The organism is Synechococcus sp. CBW1108 (genome assembly GCF_015840335.1).
GTDB lineage: Bacteria > Cyanobacteriota > Cyanobacteriia > PCC-6307 > Cyanobiaceae > Cyanobium_A.
On record NZ_CP060395.1, the window covers coordinates 1,022,211 to 1,036,842 of the forward strand.

The window sequence follows — 14,632 nt, forward strand, 5'->3', positions numbered from 1 at the left end:
CGCTCAGCGAGGTTGGCGCTTTGCAGAAGTTCCTCAACAGCCCGGAAACGCTGCTGGCCGAGAGCCTTGCCGGGTTGGCCGGCGCCCATAGCGACATCCTGAAGCTGGGATCCGACGGGCGTTACGTGTGTCGGCGGCAGCCGGTGACGGGCAAGGTGGCGCTGATCTCCGGCGGCGGGGCAGGCCATGAACCGCTCCATGCCGGCTTCGTGGGTCTGGGGATGCTCGACGCCGCCTGTCCAGGGCAGGTCTTCACCTCCCCCACGCCAGACCAAATGCTGGCGGCCATAGCGGCAGTGGATGGGGGTGCCGGCGTGCTGTTCATCGTCAAGAACTACGCAGGCGACGTGATGAATTTCGAGATGGCCGCTGAGATGGCCAGTGAAATGACCAGTGAGATGGCCGCTGCGGGCTCCGAGCTGGAGATTCTGACCGTGCTCACCAACGACGATGTGGCCGTGGAGGAGTCGACGTGGTCGAGCGGCAGGCGGGGCGTAGCCGGCACCCTGGTCGTCGAGAAGCTGCTGGGGGCTGCAGCGGAACAGGGGATGGGGCTGGCCGATCTCAAAGCCCTGGGAGACCGCACCAACAGCCTCACCCGCACGATGGGCGTGGCCCTGAGCAGCTGCACCGTGCCAGCCGCAGGCACACCCACCTTCAACCTGGGCGAGGCGGAAATCGAAATGGGCGTGGGCATCCACGGCGAGCCAGGCCGCCGGCGGCAGGCCTTCACCAGTGCCGATGCCATCACTGACGAACTCCTGCATGCCATCTGCGACGATCTGGCCGCCGCCGGCCTGGAGCCGGGCGACATCCTGCTGTTCATCAACGGCTTTGGCGGCACGCCGCTGATGGAGTTGCACCTGCTCTACAACGCAGCCCGGCACAGGCTCGAGCAAAGAGGTTTCCGAGTGCAGCGCTCCCTGGTGGGCTCCTACGTGAACTCCCTGGAAATGGCCGGTGCCTCGATCACGGTCTCCCTGCTCGATGGGCAGGCCCTACGCCTCTGGGATGCCCCGGTGCACACCGCAGCCCTCCGCTGGGGATGCTGAGCTGGCTGTTCAGCGCACCACAGTTGGGTGGGGGGCTCCATCACCAGCAGGTCGCCATGGGCCAGCTCCAGGTTGAAGGGCTCGCCGGGGGTGCCGGAGAGGGGGCACTGGAGAGGAGACTGGCGGGGCTGGGCCTTGGCCGCAGGCCAACCAGCCCCCTGATCCGATGCCAGACTCTTACTTGGCGGAGGGCACCGGGCAAAGGGGAGATGAACGATATTCTTTTTGTAGTGGAAGAAGCCGAGGACGGGTCATTCAGAGCCAATGCCGTTGGCAGTTCGATTCATACCGAGGCAGAGGATTTGGAGCAGCTGCATCAAGAGATCCGTGATGCCGTGCAATGCCACTTTGAGGAGGGTGATGCGCCCCCGTTGATACGCCTTCATCACGTGCGCCAGGAACTGCTGGCCCTGTGAAGATCCCCCGTGATCTCGATGGTGCAGAAAAGTGGCAGGCACATGCGACTCACTCGCCTGCTGCCGAACGGGCAGCAACACCTCACCATCCCCGCCCATAAACCTTGGCGTGTGGGCACACTCCGGCAGATCCTCAAGGACGTGGCCAATCAAGTTGGCACCAATCTGGACGCGCTGATCCAAGCGCTGGATGCCTAAGCGGCTCAGGGGGTTCCATCAACAGCAGATCGCCGTTGCTCAAAGGGATGTTGGACGGGGGGCGCAACTTCTGCCGCCACCGGTGCTCCCTAGGATCCAGCCCATTCCGAGGCCCATTGCCGCGCTCGACGCCTTTCGAGCGCTGGAACCGCATCTACAGCGCGTCGGACGACGGTGGACAACGTGCTGGCCTGGCTGCAGGAGCAGGTAAACCTGGGCGAGCGCAACTTCTGCGATCTTTCGGAAGCGATGGTGGCTGAAGCCCGACGCCGCGCCGGTGAGGCCGGCATCAGCCGCGAGCAGCTGCAGTTGAGCGCCTCCGACCTGGAGAGCCTGGAGGGCCGCTACGACACAGTGATCTGCCTGGATGTGTTCATCCACTACCCCCAGGCCCCGCCGAGGAGATGGTGCGCCATCTGGCTGGCATGGCTGATAAGCACCTGATCTTGAGCTTCGCCCCTTACACCCCCCTGCTGGCGCTGCTCAAGGGCATCGGCCAGCTGTTCCCTGGCCCCTTTTACTTCTCAAGGCTGCTGGCGTTTGAGCGGGCCTGATCGCGCAGGGCAGGCACATAGGGGATCAACCCCCTGGCGCAGGCCTCCAGCTGGATCTCCAGGGGCAAACTGCGCACGTCGCGGATGAAGCCATCCACCTCCACCATCCAGGCCATGGGGGAGTCGTCCAGCTGGCTGGGCAGGGTCCAGTCGGGAGAGAAGAAGGCGATGCGCAGAAGATCGCGCACTTTCTTTGAGTGGGCCTGGCCGGTGCCGGCGGAGACGCCGAAGTGCTCGTAGATCTGCGTTGGCTTGCAGTGGGGTGTCTGGCTCTTGTCGAACAGGAAGTTGGCGCTGCCGATGGCGTGCACGACGCCAGCACACCAGGACGGTTCCCGACCGCCCAGGAGCGGAGAGGGCCGCTTGCGGGCCAGGGCCGCCACCGCCGTGTGGATCAGCAGGCGGTATTCATCGTTGAGATGGCTGGCACAGAAGCCATCGATCGACGTCAGCAAGTTGGTGACCTTGGCCTGCAACGCAGCCGGCACCTTCAGCGACCGGGGCGCTGGCTCGGCGAAACGGGCAAGGTCAGCCGCCAGCTGTGGTTCTGGTGACTGGATGGTTTCCGTCGTCGCCCCTATCGTCACCGGTACCTCCATGGCGCCAACCGGCACCCGGAAGCGGCGGCGGCCCACACTGGGCCCAGCCCAGCAGCGGGCCAGATCCGGCTCCGAATCCAGCCAGAGCGTGAGGGCTCCTGCCACCGCCTCCAGCTGGGCCAGATCGGCCCGGGTGGGCGGCGCCAGCCCCAGATCGGGCTCAACCAGCATCACGGTGGGGTAGGCGTCTCCCTTGGCCACGGGCCAGCGGTAGCGCCGGATCTCTTCTAGGAGAGCCGGGGGCATATCCCGCTTCGACTCGAAGTTGATGGCCCGATGGGGCGGGGCCCCATCCATCACCTCCAAGCCCTCAGCCTCGACGCGTTCCGCCAGCTCCACATAGCGGTCGTAATCCGCTACCGATTGGAACAGGATCACGCCGTAGTTTTCGCCGTTCTGACCGATCACGCAGCCGGCCCAGCCTTTGATGCGCAGGGCCGGGCAACTGAGCGTGAACATGTGGCCATCGCTGGGCACCTGCTGCCAGGGCCGCCGTTCATAGAGGGCCGACGCGGCCTTGAAGAAGCTGGCCACCGCCTCGGGGGTGACATCGGCGCTGAGGTAGGTGGACAGGCCTTGCTGACCAAGCTGATCGCCATCAGCAGCGATGTGGTTCCGCAGGCTGCTGGTGACGTAATCGAGATGGGGCGTATCCCCCCGGGTGACCATCACCCCTGGCAACAGGGGCGGCACCAGCTTCAGCAACCGGGAGCTGCCAACCACCACCCTGCGGGGCCGGCCCGGCAGACAGGGCGCCTGGGGCTCCTCGATAGCCATTTCGATCGCCGGCTCCAGTGCTTCAAGGGGCCGATCCGGATGGCCGATGGCGGAGCCGCGCACGCGACCACTGCTCTCCAGCACCATGGCGACTAGGGGGCGCACCGGCTGACCGTCATCCCCCGGCACAGTGGCGGGCATGGCCGTCAAACCGATCTCCCAGACATCGGCTCCGGAAGGCTGAGCAAACCCACTGGGACGATGGCGAGCTCGGGCCATGGACAGCAGGCGATCAGGCCCCATTGTCTGGCACCCGGCAATGATTTTCAGCGGTGCTTTTCAGGGATGGTCTGCGCCAGGCCGGCGATCAACGGTCAGCCCGCACCACCCGGAAGGTGAGGTTGAGGCGCTCCTGCTGCAGCCGCAGCCGCCGGGGGAGGGCGTGTTGCCACCACAGCTGGGTGGGGGGCTCCATCAGCAGCAGATCGCCGTTATCCAAAGGCAGGTTGAACGGGGCGCAGCTGGGGCTGTAGCCCGCCGGCGGCGGCGCTCCAGGAGGCCGGCGGGGGCGAGGCCTTGGCCGCAGGCGGAAATCACGGGCTGCGCCGAGGCTGAGGGAGGCGATCGGCGCAGCGGGATCGAGTTCGGGCTCGTCGTCGGCGTGCCAGCCCATGGCATCGCGGCCGTCGCGATAGCGATTGAGCAGCAGGGAGTTGAAGCGCCAGCCGGTGAGCTGCTCGAGCGCCAGGCGCAACCCAGCAGTGGCCGGCGACCAGGGCTCGATCACATTGCTCAGCCCGCTATAGCGGTAGCCGCAGCCGGCATCGGCCATCCAGCAGGTGAGCCGCGGCAACGGATGGCGGCGGCCATAGAGCGTGATCGCCTCCTGCTTCCAGGGCACCTCGGCCTGCAGGCGCGCCAGCAGCTCGGCTGCGGCGCTGGGCCCCAGCCAGGCCGGCCAGTGGCGCAGCCGCAAGCCCGGGGCCTCCAATTCAGCCATCGGCTGCCCCCCGCAGGGCCTCGGGCAACGGTGCCTCCAGCTCGAGCAGGCCGCCAGCGGGGCAGGGCAGCCGCAGCTGGTGAGCATGCAGGTGGTAGCCCCCATCCCCGGGCAGGGCCTTATCACTGACTGCCCCACCGGCCAGATAAAGCGGATCGCCCAGCAGCGGGGCGCTGGCGGCGGCGGTGTGGATACGGATCTGGTGGGGCCGGCCTGTGGCGATGGCAACCTCCACCAACCAGGAGCCCTCGCCCCGCTCCAGCAGCCGCAGGGCGCTGAGGGCAGCCAGCGCGGTGGGATCCCCCGTGGGGGCCGCGGCCCAGATGCTGCCCAGCCGGCGATGGGGAGATTGGCCGATCGGGGTGGCCAGCTCCAGGCAGTCGCCAGGCTTGAGGGCCCACAGAGGGGAAGCGGGCACCGGCGGCTGGAGCAGGGCCCGGTAGGTCTTGCGGCAGGGGCCCGAGCGGGCGGCCAAAGGGCTGGAGCTCTCGCGCAGCAGGGCGCTCAGCCAGGCGCGGCCGGCGCGGGAGCGGGCGCAGACCAGCAATCCCGAAGTGAAGCGGCCCAGGCGATGCACGGGCCGGGCCGCCGGCCAGCGCAAGCGCAGTTGGGCCAGCAGGGTGTGCTCCAGGAAGCCCCCAGCCGGCAACACGGGCAGGCCGCTGGGTTTGTCAAATACCAGCAGGTCCCCGTCATCGAACAGGGGGCCTGGCAACTCCGGCACGGCGGCTTCGTGCCAGGGGGGCCGATGCCAGATCAGATCATCCCCGGCTGCGAGGGGCCCATCGGCCCGGAGCTGCTGGCCGTTCCTGCAGACCTCACCGGCGGCAAGCCGCTGTAGCCACACCGCTGCACTGGAATGGGGATAGCGGGCGGCGTAGAGGGCGCTGGTCAGCGCGCCAGCATCAGCTGGACCCACCCGATCGCGGTAGGCATGGCCGCGGTTCAGCCTCTCGCTCGCCAAGAGGGGTTACACCACCAGCGCGTGCTCGAGGGCATAGCGCACCAGCTCGGTGCGGCTGGCGGTGCCGGTCTTGATGAACAGCCGGCTCACATACTTCTCCACGTTGCGGATCGAGGTTTCCAGCCGCCGGGCGATCTCCTTGTTCATCAACCCCTCGGCCACCAGCTGCAGCACCGAGGCCTCCCGCGGCGTGAACACATGCTCCGGCGCACTGAGCGGCTTTTTGGTGCCACCGGTTGCAAGCAGGGAGCGGATTTCAGTGATCTGCTTGGAGAGCTGGCCGATGTCGGCGTCGGCGAAGCGGGCAGCCTCCGCCAGCAGGCGCTGTTGGCGGTTAACGACGTTATTGACCCGGGCCACCAACTCGTCGGGGTCGAAGGGCTTGGGGATGTAGTCGTCGCAGCCGGCCTGGAAGCCGGTGACGCGATCGGCCGTCATGCCCTTGGCGGTGAGAAAGATCACCGGCGTGCCGCCCAGGCGCTCATCGGCCCGCAGCTTCTTGAGCAGCCCGTAGCCATCGAGGCGGGGCATCATCACGTCGCTGAGGAGCACATCGGGCAGCATCTCCTGGGCCATGGCCCAGCCCTCCTCCCCGTCGCAGGCGGTGCTCACCGCAAAGCCCTCATCCTCCAGATAGGCCTTGACGGCCGTGCGCAGGCCCGGTTCGTCGTCCACCAGCAGCAGGCGCACCGGAGTTGCCTGGGGGATTTGCTGGGCAGCGTCCTGGTCGGGGGGGGAAGTGGATTCTGGGTTCATGGGGGCCAGTCTGCAGGGGTTCAGCGGGGTGGGCCAGGCAGGGCCTGCTCGGATTCCCGAAGCGTGCCGCTATAGCCCAGCTGTCGGGCCAGGGCCGCCAGGCCAGCCGGGTCCTTGCCGGCCTGCTCGGGGAAACAAGTGGCCCACCACACCAGCTGGTCAATGCGGTTGGCCGAGGTGATCGCGCCGCCGGGGTTGAGGGTCCGCACAAAGAAGGTGAAGCCATTGCTGGTCACCCGCAGCGGCGCCTCAGGGGTACAGCGAATTGTTTCGCTGCGGACCTGGACATTATTGGGTTGCTCATCCCAGAACTTGATCCGCCACAGGCCTGGATTGGCTGGATCGGCCACCGCGCCATAGATACCGAAGGCCTGCTTGCCGCCCAGCCCCGGACGCTCCTCCAGCAGGATCAGCCCCGGCGGCCGCGCGTCCTCGGGCCGCACCCCGCCACCCTCGGCCCACACTGGCGGCGCCAGCAGGGCGGCCAGGGCCACCAGGGCGAGGGTTCTGATTGGCAACATGGACTCCTGCACGCAGCTCCATGCTGGCCTACCTCGACCACCACGCCACCACGCCCTGCGATCCGGCGGTGGTGGCCGCAATGGCGCCCTGGTGGAGCGAGCACTGGGCCAACCCCGACAGCCGCCTCTACCGCCCGGCCCTGGAGGCCGCCGCCGCCGTGGAGAAGGCCCGCGGCCAGCTGGCCCAATCCCTGGGCGCCCTACCGCAGGCGGTGATCTTCACCAGCGGCGCCACCGAGGCCAACAACCTGGCCCTCAAGGGCGTTTGCGAGGCGGCTCTAGAGCATGCCAACCCGCGCCGGCGCCTGCTGAGCCTGGTGAGCGAACACCGGGCCGTGCTCGATCCCCTGGCCTACCTGGGGCGCCACGGCTTCCCGCTGCAGCTGCTGCCGGTATCGCCAGACGGCCTGGTGGATCTCGCCCAGGTGGAGGCTGCCCTCGGAGACGACGTGCTGCTGCTCAGCGTGATGGCAGCCAACAACGAGATCGGCGTGGTCCAACCCCTGGCCGCCATTGCTGAGCTCTGCCGCCAGCGCGGGGTGCTGCTGCACGTGGACGGCGCCCAGGCCGCCGGCCACATCCCCCTGGCCATGGCGGAGCTGGGCATCGATCTGCTCAGCCTGAGCGGCCACAAGGTTTATGGCCCCAAAGGCGTGGGAGCTCTGCTGGTGCGGCCGGGGTTGCGGCTGGCACCGCAACTGCACGGTGGCGGCCAGCAGGATGGGCGCCGGGCCGGCACCTTGGCGGTGCCGCTGATCGTGGGGCTGGGGGAGGCGTTGGTGCTGGCCGAAGCCGACCGGGCCGACCGGGCCGCTCGGCTTGGGGCCCTGCGCGACCAGCTCTGGTCCGGACTGCAGCAGCTGGGGGGGGTGGGGCTCAACGGCTGCCTGGCCCCCAGGCTGGCCCACAACCTCAACGTCACCGTCGAGGGCGTCGACGGCCAGCAGCTGCACCAATTACTGCGCCGCCAGCTGGCGGTGAGCAGCGGCTCCGCCTGCAGCGCTGGCAGCCCCTCCCACGTGCTGGCCGCCGTGGGCCGCTCCCGCCAGGAGGCGGCCGCCTCGATCCGCTTCGGGCTGGGGCGGGGCAGCACGGAGGCCGAGATCGATCTGGCCCTCGCGGCGGTGACGGAGGCGATCATCGCGCTGCGCCGCTGAAGGTCCGCCATCGCAGAGCGGCAGGAGCGCACATCCCGTCACGTCGACGGCAGCGGAGCCACGTCCACAGCCCTTGAGGTGGCCCTGCTCAGCTGAGGCCTCAGACGCCAGAACCAGCCAACCGCCAGATCCATGGGATAGCCTTTATGGATATCCCACTGCACAGCAGCCATGGTGGCGGTCACCAAGCTCTTCCTCAGCAACCGCAGCCAGGCCGTGCGCATCCCGGCCCCGCTGCGCCTGCCGGATTCCGTGACGGCCGTTGAAGTGCGCGCCTGCGGCCAGGAACGGATCATCGCCCCGGTGGGCAGCAGCTGGGACAGCTTTTTCCGCGACGGCCCCACCGCCTCCGACGACTTTCTGGCTGAGCGCCCATCCCAGGGTCAAAGCGAGCGGGAATCGCTCTGAATCAGCCGATGCTCCGCTATCTGCTCGACACCAACATCTGCATTTACGTGATCAAGCGAAGGCCCCAGGAGCTTCTGAGCAGCTTCAATCGCCACGCCAGCCATATGGGAATCTCCACGATCACCCTGGCGGAACTGCTGCATGGCTGCGAAAAGAGCAGCGATCCCAGCCGTAATCTGGCGGTTGTGGAGAACTTCTACAGCCGTCTCGAAGTGCTCGCCTATGGGCCAAAAGCGGCCCAGCACTATGGCCAGATCCGCACCGATCTGGAACGCAAAGGCCAACCCATCGGCGTTAACGATCTTCACATTGCGGCCCACGCCCGCAGCGAAGGGCTCACCCTGGTGAGCAACAATCTGCGTGAGTTCAACCGGGTGCCGGGGCTGCTGGTGGAAAACTGGATCTGAGACCCTTCGCCTCAGCCCCGCGGTGAGCTGGGGCTCAGCTCGTCAGCCAGATGAAGCCCAGCACCCCCACCAGGGCGAGCAGGGCCTGGGCCAGGCGGCTCACCAGCATCCCCGCCACCACCGCCAGGCCCACCTGAAGCGCCCGCCCCGGGGCACCGCGGGCCGCCAGCCACTGGGCCAGGCTGCCCCCCAAGAAGGGGCCCAGCAACACACCCAGCACTGGCCCACCCACCGGCAGGGCCGGCAACAGACCCAGCAGCCCAGCCAACAGCCCCAACCCCGCCCCGATCGGGGCCCAGCGACTGGCCTGCAGCCGGGCGGGTCCAAGCAGCAGCCCCAGGGCCTCGGCTGCCCAGCCGAGCAGCAACAGCAGCCCGGCCAGCAGCAGGGGCGGCCAGGCGGCATGCCAGCCCACCGCCCACAGCCAGAGCAGGGCCCCCAGGGGCAGCAAGGCCAAACCAGGCAACACGGGCAGCAGGGCGCCGGGGATCGCCAGCAGCTGGATCCCCAGGGCAACCCACCAGACCAGCGATGGGTCCAGCATCAACCCTGCCCCGCCATCAAACCATTGCGGGCCGGGTGCGAAAGCCTGTCTCGATCGCTACCGTCCGGCACAACTGCTTTTGATCATGGCGCTTACCTCTGCCGGCGACAGCCGCCTCAATGTGCTGCAGGCTGTCGAGGAGGGCTGGGCTGCCTTCTGCCGCGCTCCCTGGGTCTTTTTGTTGTTTGAAGCCCTCTCTGCAGTGATCCTGCTGCCGTTTGCAGCCCTCAGCGCCGTGGGTGGAGCCCGCCTGGCCGCAGTCAACGAGCTGATGGTCGTGCACCCCGTCGGCGCCTGGATGGCCCTGATCGTTGGCGTGATCGGCTACGTGATCGTCGCCCTGTGGACCGTCGTCGGCCTGACCCGCGGCGCCTGGCTGAGCTTGGAGGGGCGCAAGCCCTGCTTCGCCGACTTCACCCGTTGGGACCGCCCCGCCAGCGCCCGCCTGCTCGGTTCAGCCATCCTGCTGGCAATCCTGGTGGCCGTCGCCGGAGCCATCGCCGCCCTGATCGGTGCCGGTTTGGGCAAGCTCAACGAGGCCCTCACCGTGATCCCGATGGTCGTGGTGGCCATTTTCTTCATCTGGCTGCTCGTCACCCAGAAATTCCTGATCCAGGTGTCGCTGTTTGGCACCCCTAAGGCCACCGCCACGATCGGCGCCGGCATGAAGGGGGTGAACCCCAGCTGGTGGATGGTGCTCTGGCTCGGCATTGTCGAAGGGGTGATCCACTCCATTGCGGCCCTGTTCAGCTACGGCGGGCTGCTGGTGGTTGTTCCGGTGGTGCTGTGCATCTCCACCGCCGCCTACCGCCAGCTGTTCGGCAGCGAAGACCGCACCGGCCTGCTCAACTGAGCCGCCGCCGCGCTACCCGCAACCGGGCGCTGCGGCTGCGCGGATTCTCCTCCGCCTCTTCCGGCGTGGCCTGAATCGCCTTGCGCGTCACCCGCTCCAGCCGCCCATCGCTGAGGAAAGCGGTCTTCACGCGCCGATCCTCCAGGGAGTGGAAGCTGATCACCCCGAACAGGCCGCCGGGTACCAGCCAATCCGGCGCCGCCGTCAGCAGCCGATCGAGGGCACCCAGCTCATCGTTCACGGCGATACGCAGGGCCTGGAAAGTGCGGGTGGCGGGATGGATGCGGCCCCGGCGCGCCTTGGGTGGGTAGCAGCCTGCGATCACATAGGCCAGGGCGGCGGTGCCGCTGAAGCTCCCCTGCTCGGCCAGGTGCTCCTTAATCTTGCGGGCGATGCGGCGCGACAGGCGCTCCTCGCCGTAGGCATAGATCAGATCGGCCAGCTCCGTCTCGTCGAGCCGGTCGATCAACTCCCCGGCGGTCTCGCCGGCCGCGGGGTTCATGCGCATGTCCAGCGGGCCGGCCAGCCGGAAGCTGAAGCCCCGCACCGCCACGTCGACCTGGGGGCTGCTCACCCCCAGGTCTGCCAGCACCGCCACTGCCGGCTCGGCCGGGATGTAGTCGGCAAAGTTGGTGGCCACGATCGTGACGCGATCAGCAAACGGGGCGAGGCGCTCGGCGGCGGCGGCACGGGCGCTCGGATCCTGGTCCAGCCCCACCAGGTGCAAGCCGGGATTGGCCTGGAGCAGCAGGGCGCTGTGGCCGCCGCCGCCGAGGGTGCAATCGATCAGCAGTCCTTCGAGCTCGGCAAAGGTCTCGAGCAGCGGCTGGGCCAGCACCGGCAGGTGGGCAAAGGCTGCGCCTTCGGGGTCAGCCATGGGCTGCCGCGGTGGGCAGCAGCCAACGGGCCAGCCGCTCTCCCCAGGCTGCTCGCTGCCTAGCCAGCCAGGATTCACTCTGGCGGAACTGGCGGCAGAGGCCCGGAAGTTCCTGTTCGAGCTCGGGATGGCCGAGGGCCTCCAGCAGGGTCTTCAGCAGGCCCAACTCGGCCGTGCCCCCCTCACCATCGGCCGCCGCAAACAGGCAGTAGCAACGACCCACCGCCAGACGGTGGGCGCCATCACCAAGGGCGGCCAGGCCCGCGCCGATGCGGCCCAGGTCGGGGCTGTCCCGCATGTTGATGCTGCGCAGCTGGCTATCGGAGAGCTTGAGCCGGGCCAGGCATTCCCGGTAGAGCTCCCATTCCTGCTGGCCAAAGCGGCCATCGGCCAGGCTCAGGGCCAGGGCACCCTGCACGATCACCAAGCCCTGGTCAGTGGCCTGAACGGCCGGGGGCAGCGCCGTTACCAGGCTGCTGACCAACCGCTGGCGCACCTGGGCGGCACGACGCTGGCTTGGGGCCAGCAACCAGGTCGACAGAGCCCCTGCAGGCCGGGCCAGGAGGCGGTGCAGCAAAGAGCGTTGTCGCCGGGCCATGGGGGAACTGCCGCGGGAATCACGGCCAACCTTAGGGAGAGTGACTACGCGGCCACAAGGTTTCCTAAAGTGGTTAGAACGCCCTACAAGCCACGGCCCCATGACGCAGCTGGAAACGCGCACGGAGCCGATGGTGGTCAACTTCGGCCCCCACCACCCCTCAATGCACGGGGTGCTGCGGCTGGTGGTGACTCTCGACGGTGAAGACGTGGTGGATTGCGAGCCGGTGATCGGCTACCTGCACCGCGGCATGGAGAAGATCGCCGAAAACCGCACGAACGTAATGTTCGTGCCCTACGTGAGCCGCATGGACTACGCGGCCGGCATGTTTTACGAGGCGATTGTGGTGAACGCCCCCGAGCGGCTGGCCGATGTGCCCGTGCCCAAGCGCGCCAGCTACATCCGGGTGCTGATGCTGGAGCTCAACCGCATCGCCAACCACCTGCTCTGGCTTGGCCCCTTCCTGGCAGACGTGGGCGCACAAACGCCTTTTTTCTACATTTTCCGTGAGCGGGAAATGATTTACGACCTCTGGGAAGCGGCCACCGGCCAGCGGCTGATTAACAACAACTACTTCCGCATTGGTGGTGTAGCCGCAGACCTGCCCTACGGCTGGCTGGAGAAGTGCCTCGACTTCTGCGACTGGTTTGGTCCCAAGATCGACGAATACGAGAAGCTGATCACCAATAACCCGATCTTCCGGCGGCGAATCGAGGGCCTAGGAGTAATCAGCCGCGAGATGGCGATCAATTGGAGCCTGTCAGGTCCGATGTTGCGTGCCTCGGGCGTGCCCTGGGACCTGCGCAAGGTGGATCACTACGAGTGCTACGACGACTTCGACTGGTCGGTGGTGACAGAACAGGAGGGAGATTGCTTTGCCCGCTATCGCGTTCGCGTCAAAGAAATGCGCGAATCCCTGAAGATCCTGCGCCAGGCCTGCGAGATGATCCCTGGGGGGCCCACCGAAAACCTCGAGGCCCGCAAGATGGCAGAAGGCAAGGGGGGGCCATCCTCGGCCTTCGATTTTCAATACGTGGCCAAAAAAGTGGCCCCCACCTTCAAGATTCCAAGCGGGGAGCTCTACACCCGGCTGGAATCGGGCAAGGGCGAAATCGGTGTGTATATCCAGGGCAACGACGACGTCACCCCCTGGCGCTTCAAGATCCGCGCCGCCGACTTCAACAACCTGCAGATCCTGCCCCACATTCTCAAGGGGGCCAAAGTGGCCGACATAATGGCGATCCTGGGCTCGATCGACGTGATCATGGGCTCGGTAGATCGTTGATTAGCATCAACCGCTGACCCCGTTTCTGCGCCGGATTCAACAGGCAGGCTTCCTGTTGCCCGCCGGGTTGACCGGCTATCTCTGGCTCAAGGGCGGCTACTCCCACCTGCCGGGCTGGAGCTGCCCACTGCGGGCGCTCACGGCCATCCCCTGCCCCACCTGCTTTCTCACCCGGGCCACCGAGCTGGCGTTGCGGGGGGATCTGGCGAGTTCGCTGGAGCAGCACGCCTTCGGGCCTCTGGTGGCAGCGGGGCTGATCTGGTGGAGCATCGCGGCGATTCGAAAGCGGCAGCTGCGGCCCCTCGCTCTGCCCAACTGGCCCCTGGCCTGGGCGGCGGCGGGGCTGCTGGGCTACTGGATGTTGCGCCTAGGGCTCGGAGCCTTCCCCTCGGGGTGAGGGCAGCAAAGAGGAAACAAAGGAGGGACCAGATGAGGGAAAAGATTGCCTTCAGCGCTCAGGCATGGGTCATTAAGTACTGGCCATTACCGTTGAATTCACCATCGCAGGTGGCAAATATTGTGCCAAGCAACAACAGGTAAAATCGCCAGATGCGCCTAAATTTTGCATACTCCATGCCGTAGTCTAAGTGATTTATAAGGTCTTGAGAAGCATCGAATCGATCGAGCCAGGCGGTGAGCGTTCGGTGGTAGTTGGATCCATTCATATACCAACGCTGAAGGGTTTTGAGGTCGACACTGTGGCTTGGTATGGCATCGTGATTCCAATATCGACCGCCGGGGAAAATGTACTTATCGGTAAACCCTGAAGACATATTATTCGGAATCCGCACGGTGATGATGTGAATCAAAACCTTCCCCTGGGGCTGCAGCAGGGAAGCCAGCCTGGCGAAGGCCTTTGTGAGATTGCCCACATGGCAAAACACCCCAACGGAGATGATTTTGCTGAATTTTTTCCGGGAACACCACCTCATTGATGTCGCCCTCCACGAGGGTGAATCGCCCCGAGCTCAACTGGCTGCGCGGATCGTTCATCTTCGCTCGCATATAGGCGCATTGGCCTCGGCTGAGGTTTACGCCGGTACAGCGCAAATTGGGAAATTTAGAAAGAATGTAATTGGGCACACAGCCCCAGCCGCAGCCAAAGTCGAGAAGGTGATCACCATCCTCGATGCCCAACCGATCAATCATCTGGTCAATCATGTGTCGCTGGGATGCTGCCAGATCCTCGGCGCCATTTTCCCAGAACCCGGTGCTGTATTTGGGATAGATTGGTTCCCAGTCACCCAGCATCTGATTCAGCATCTGCTGCGGCCGGTCATACTGAATCTCCATCAATTCCTTGGCTGATTCGGCGATCCGATCCGACTCGTTAAGCACCCATTCGTAAGGCGCCAGCAAGGCGGGGAAGTGGCGGAACAGAATTGGCATCGAGGCTTGGATCATACCTCGAAAAAGAGCACCTGGGATTTCGAGGCCGTTTATATAGGCTTCGGCCATCGCCATCTGGGTGCTGTTGAAGCCCGCTGCCAGGAGGCGGCTGCAGCGATAACCAAGTGATCCGGCGGAAGGCTGACGCAACACCTTGGGATCGAAACTGGAAAGGTCAGCGGACTGATCGAAGCTTGCAGTAGTCATAGAAAACCTCGGGTTGATCATTCCTCGCTACATCCAGCCTCAGCCAAATTTCGATGGCCAGTGGGCAGCTGGTTACTTTCTTTACAGCTATTTGAAAGGGGTCAAGCAAGCCTGGCCTGCGATTTACAGC

Annotated in this window: 19 protein-coding genes and 1 pseudogene; 10 read left to right on the top strand and 10 right to left on the bottom strand. The window is 66.1% G+C overall.

What is annotated here, in order from left to right; translation table 11 throughout:
• The first annotated feature begins 20 nt into the window (after window positions 1-20).
• The 4 genes and pseudogenes from dhaK to H8F27_RS05580 form a co-directional block, all read left to right on the top strand.
• Window positions 21-1,052 carry a dihydroxyacetone kinase subunit DhaK gene (gene dhaK, locus H8F27_RS05565; RefSeq protein WP_197151959.1) on the top strand — a complete coding sequence of 344 codons (1,032 nt, stop codon included), beginning with the start codon at window positions 21-23 and terminating at the stop codon, window positions 1,050-1,052.
• Window positions 1,046-1,468: a hypothetical protein gene (locus H8F27_RS17460; RefSeq protein WP_231596539.1), complete on the top strand. Its 423-nt coding sequence runs from the start codon at window positions 1,046-1,048 to the stop codon at window positions 1,466-1,468. Before dhaK ends, H8F27_RS17460 begins: the two co-directional genes overlap by 7 nt.
• Before the next feature lie 18 nt (window positions 1,469-1,486).
• The gene (locus H8F27_RS05575; protein ID WP_231596643.1) at window positions 1,487-1,666 is read left to right on the top strand and encodes a type II toxin-antitoxin system HicA family toxin; all 180 of its coding nucleotides are present in this window, start codon (window positions 1,487-1,489) and stop codon (window positions 1,664-1,666) included.
• Window positions 1,667-1,791: 125 nt separating this feature from the next.
• Window positions 1,792-2,220: pseudogene (locus tag H8F27_RS05580) on the top strand (methyltransferase domain-containing protein); the annotation flags it as partial.
• On the opposite strand, the gene H8F27_RS05585 reads toward H8F27_RS05580, so the two are convergent.
• From H8F27_RS05585 to H8F27_RS05605, 5 genes are all read right to left on the bottom strand, one after another.
• Window positions 2,184-3,737, bottom strand: coding sequence for a DUF6398 domain-containing protein (locus tag H8F27_RS05585; RefSeq protein ID WP_197151963.1), 1,554 nt, complete (start codon window positions 3,735-3,737; stop codon window positions 2,184-2,186). The pseudogene H8F27_RS05580 and the gene H8F27_RS05585 sit on opposite strands and share 37 nt — an antisense overlap.
• A 166-nt stretch (window positions 3,738-3,903) precedes the next feature.
• Window positions 3,904-4,536, bottom strand: coding sequence for an alpha-ketoglutarate-dependent dioxygenase AlkB (locus tag H8F27_RS05590; protein WP_197151965.1), 633 nt, complete (start codon window positions 4,534-4,536; stop codon window positions 3,904-3,906).
• Window positions 4,529-5,500, bottom strand: coding sequence for an RluA family pseudouridine synthase (locus tag H8F27_RS05595; protein ID WP_197151973.1), 972 nt, complete (start codon window positions 5,498-5,500; stop codon window positions 4,529-4,531). Before H8F27_RS05595 ends, H8F27_RS05590 begins: the two co-directional genes overlap by 8 nt.
• 6 nt (window positions 5,501-5,506) lie before the next feature.
• Complete coding sequence (locus tag H8F27_RS05600) at window positions 5,507-6,256, bottom strand: response regulator transcription factor (protein WP_197151975.1); 750 nt, start codon at window positions 6,254-6,256, stop codon at window positions 5,507-5,509.
• Between the two features lie 20 nt (window positions 6,257-6,276).
• Window positions 6,277-6,774, bottom strand: coding sequence for a hypothetical protein (locus H8F27_RS05605; protein WP_231596540.1), 498 nt, complete (start codon window positions 6,772-6,774; stop codon window positions 6,277-6,279).
• A gap of 23 nt (window positions 6,775-6,797) precedes the next feature.
• Between H8F27_RS05605 and H8F27_RS05610 the strand changes: the two genes are divergently transcribed.
• The 3 genes from H8F27_RS05610 to H8F27_RS05620 all read left to right on the top strand — a co-directional run bounded on the left by H8F27_RS05610 (window position 6,798) and on the right by H8F27_RS05620 (window position 8,749).
• Window positions 6,798-7,934 carry a cysteine desulfurase family protein gene (locus H8F27_RS05610; RefSeq protein ID WP_197151979.1) on the top strand — a complete coding sequence of 379 codons (1,137 nt, stop codon included), beginning with the start codon at window positions 6,798-6,800 and terminating at the stop codon, window positions 7,932-7,934.
• Between the two features lie 171 nt (window positions 7,935-8,105).
• The gene (gene vapB / locus H8F27_RS05615; protein ID WP_197151981.1) at window positions 8,106-8,342 is read left to right on the top strand and encodes a type II toxin-antitoxin system VapB family antitoxin; all 237 of its coding nucleotides are present in this window, start codon (window positions 8,106-8,108) and stop codon (window positions 8,340-8,342) included.
• Between the two features lie 8 nt (window positions 8,343-8,350).
• Window positions 8,351-8,749 carry a type II toxin-antitoxin system VapC family toxin gene (locus tag H8F27_RS05620; protein WP_197151982.1) on the top strand — a complete coding sequence of 133 codons (399 nt, stop codon included), beginning with the start codon at window positions 8,351-8,353 and terminating at the stop codon, window positions 8,747-8,749.
• Between the two features lie 34 nt (window positions 8,750-8,783).
• On the opposite strand, the gene H8F27_RS05625 is transcribed toward H8F27_RS05620, so the two are convergent.
• Window positions 8,784-9,293 carry a DUF456 family protein gene (locus H8F27_RS05625; RefSeq protein WP_197151984.1) on the bottom strand — a complete coding sequence of 170 codons (510 nt, stop codon included), beginning with the start codon at window positions 9,291-9,293 and terminating at the stop codon, window positions 8,784-8,786.
• Between the two features lie 85 nt (window positions 9,294-9,378).
• Here H8F27_RS05625 and H8F27_RS05630 point away from each other — a divergent pair, with 85 nt between their 5' ends.
• Window positions 9,379-10,146, top strand: a complete 768-nt coding sequence (locus H8F27_RS05630; RefSeq protein WP_197151985.1) for a hypothetical protein — start codon at window positions 9,379-9,381, stop codon at window positions 10,144-10,146.
• Here the strand turns inward: H8F27_RS05630 and rsmH are convergent.
• A complete protein-coding gene (gene rsmH / locus H8F27_RS05635; RefSeq protein ID WP_197151986.1) occupies window positions 10,139-11,023 on the bottom strand; it encodes a 16S rRNA (cytosine(1402)-N(4))-methyltransferase RsmH in 885 nt (294 codons plus the stop codon). The two genes, H8F27_RS05630 and rsmH, sit on opposite strands and share 8 nt — an antisense overlap.
• A complete protein-coding gene (locus H8F27_RS05640) occupies window positions 11,016-11,621 on the bottom strand; it encodes a hypothetical protein (protein ID WP_197151987.1) in 606 nt (201 codons plus the stop codon). Before H8F27_RS05640 ends, rsmH begins: the two co-directional genes overlap by 8 nt.
• Before the next feature lie 100 nt (window positions 11,622-11,721).
• Between H8F27_RS05640 and H8F27_RS05645 the strand changes: the two genes are divergently transcribed.
• Together H8F27_RS05645 and H8F27_RS05650 are read left to right on the top strand one after the other, a co-directional pair.
• Window positions 11,722-12,906, top strand: a complete 1,185-nt coding sequence (locus H8F27_RS05645; RefSeq protein ID WP_197151988.1) for an NAD(P)H-quinone oxidoreductase subunit H — start codon at window positions 11,722-11,724, stop codon at window positions 12,904-12,906.
• A 55-nt stretch (window positions 12,907-12,961) separates the two neighbouring features.
• Window positions 12,962-13,303, top strand: a complete 342-nt coding sequence (locus H8F27_RS05650; protein ID WP_370594471.1) for a DUF2752 domain-containing protein — start codon at window positions 12,962-12,964, stop codon at window positions 13,301-13,303.
• Between the two features lie 58 nt (window positions 13,304-13,361).
• On the opposite strand, the gene H8F27_RS17955 is transcribed toward H8F27_RS05650, so the two are convergent.
• Together H8F27_RS17955 and H8F27_RS17960 are read right to left on the bottom strand one after the other, a co-directional pair.
• The gene (locus H8F27_RS17955; protein ID WP_255517740.1) at window positions 13,362-13,790 is read right to left on the bottom strand and encodes a class I SAM-dependent methyltransferase; all 429 of its coding nucleotides are present in this window, start codon (window positions 13,788-13,790) and stop codon (window positions 13,362-13,364) included.
• Complete coding sequence (locus tag H8F27_RS17960) at window positions 13,681-14,502, bottom strand: cyclopropane-fatty-acyl-phospholipid synthase family protein (protein WP_255517741.1); 822 nt, start codon at window positions 14,500-14,502, stop codon at window positions 13,681-13,683. The genes H8F27_RS17955 and H8F27_RS17960 overlap by 110 nt, the downstream gene beginning before the upstream one ends.
• Between the last annotated feature and the right edge of the window lie 130 nt (window positions 14,503-14,632).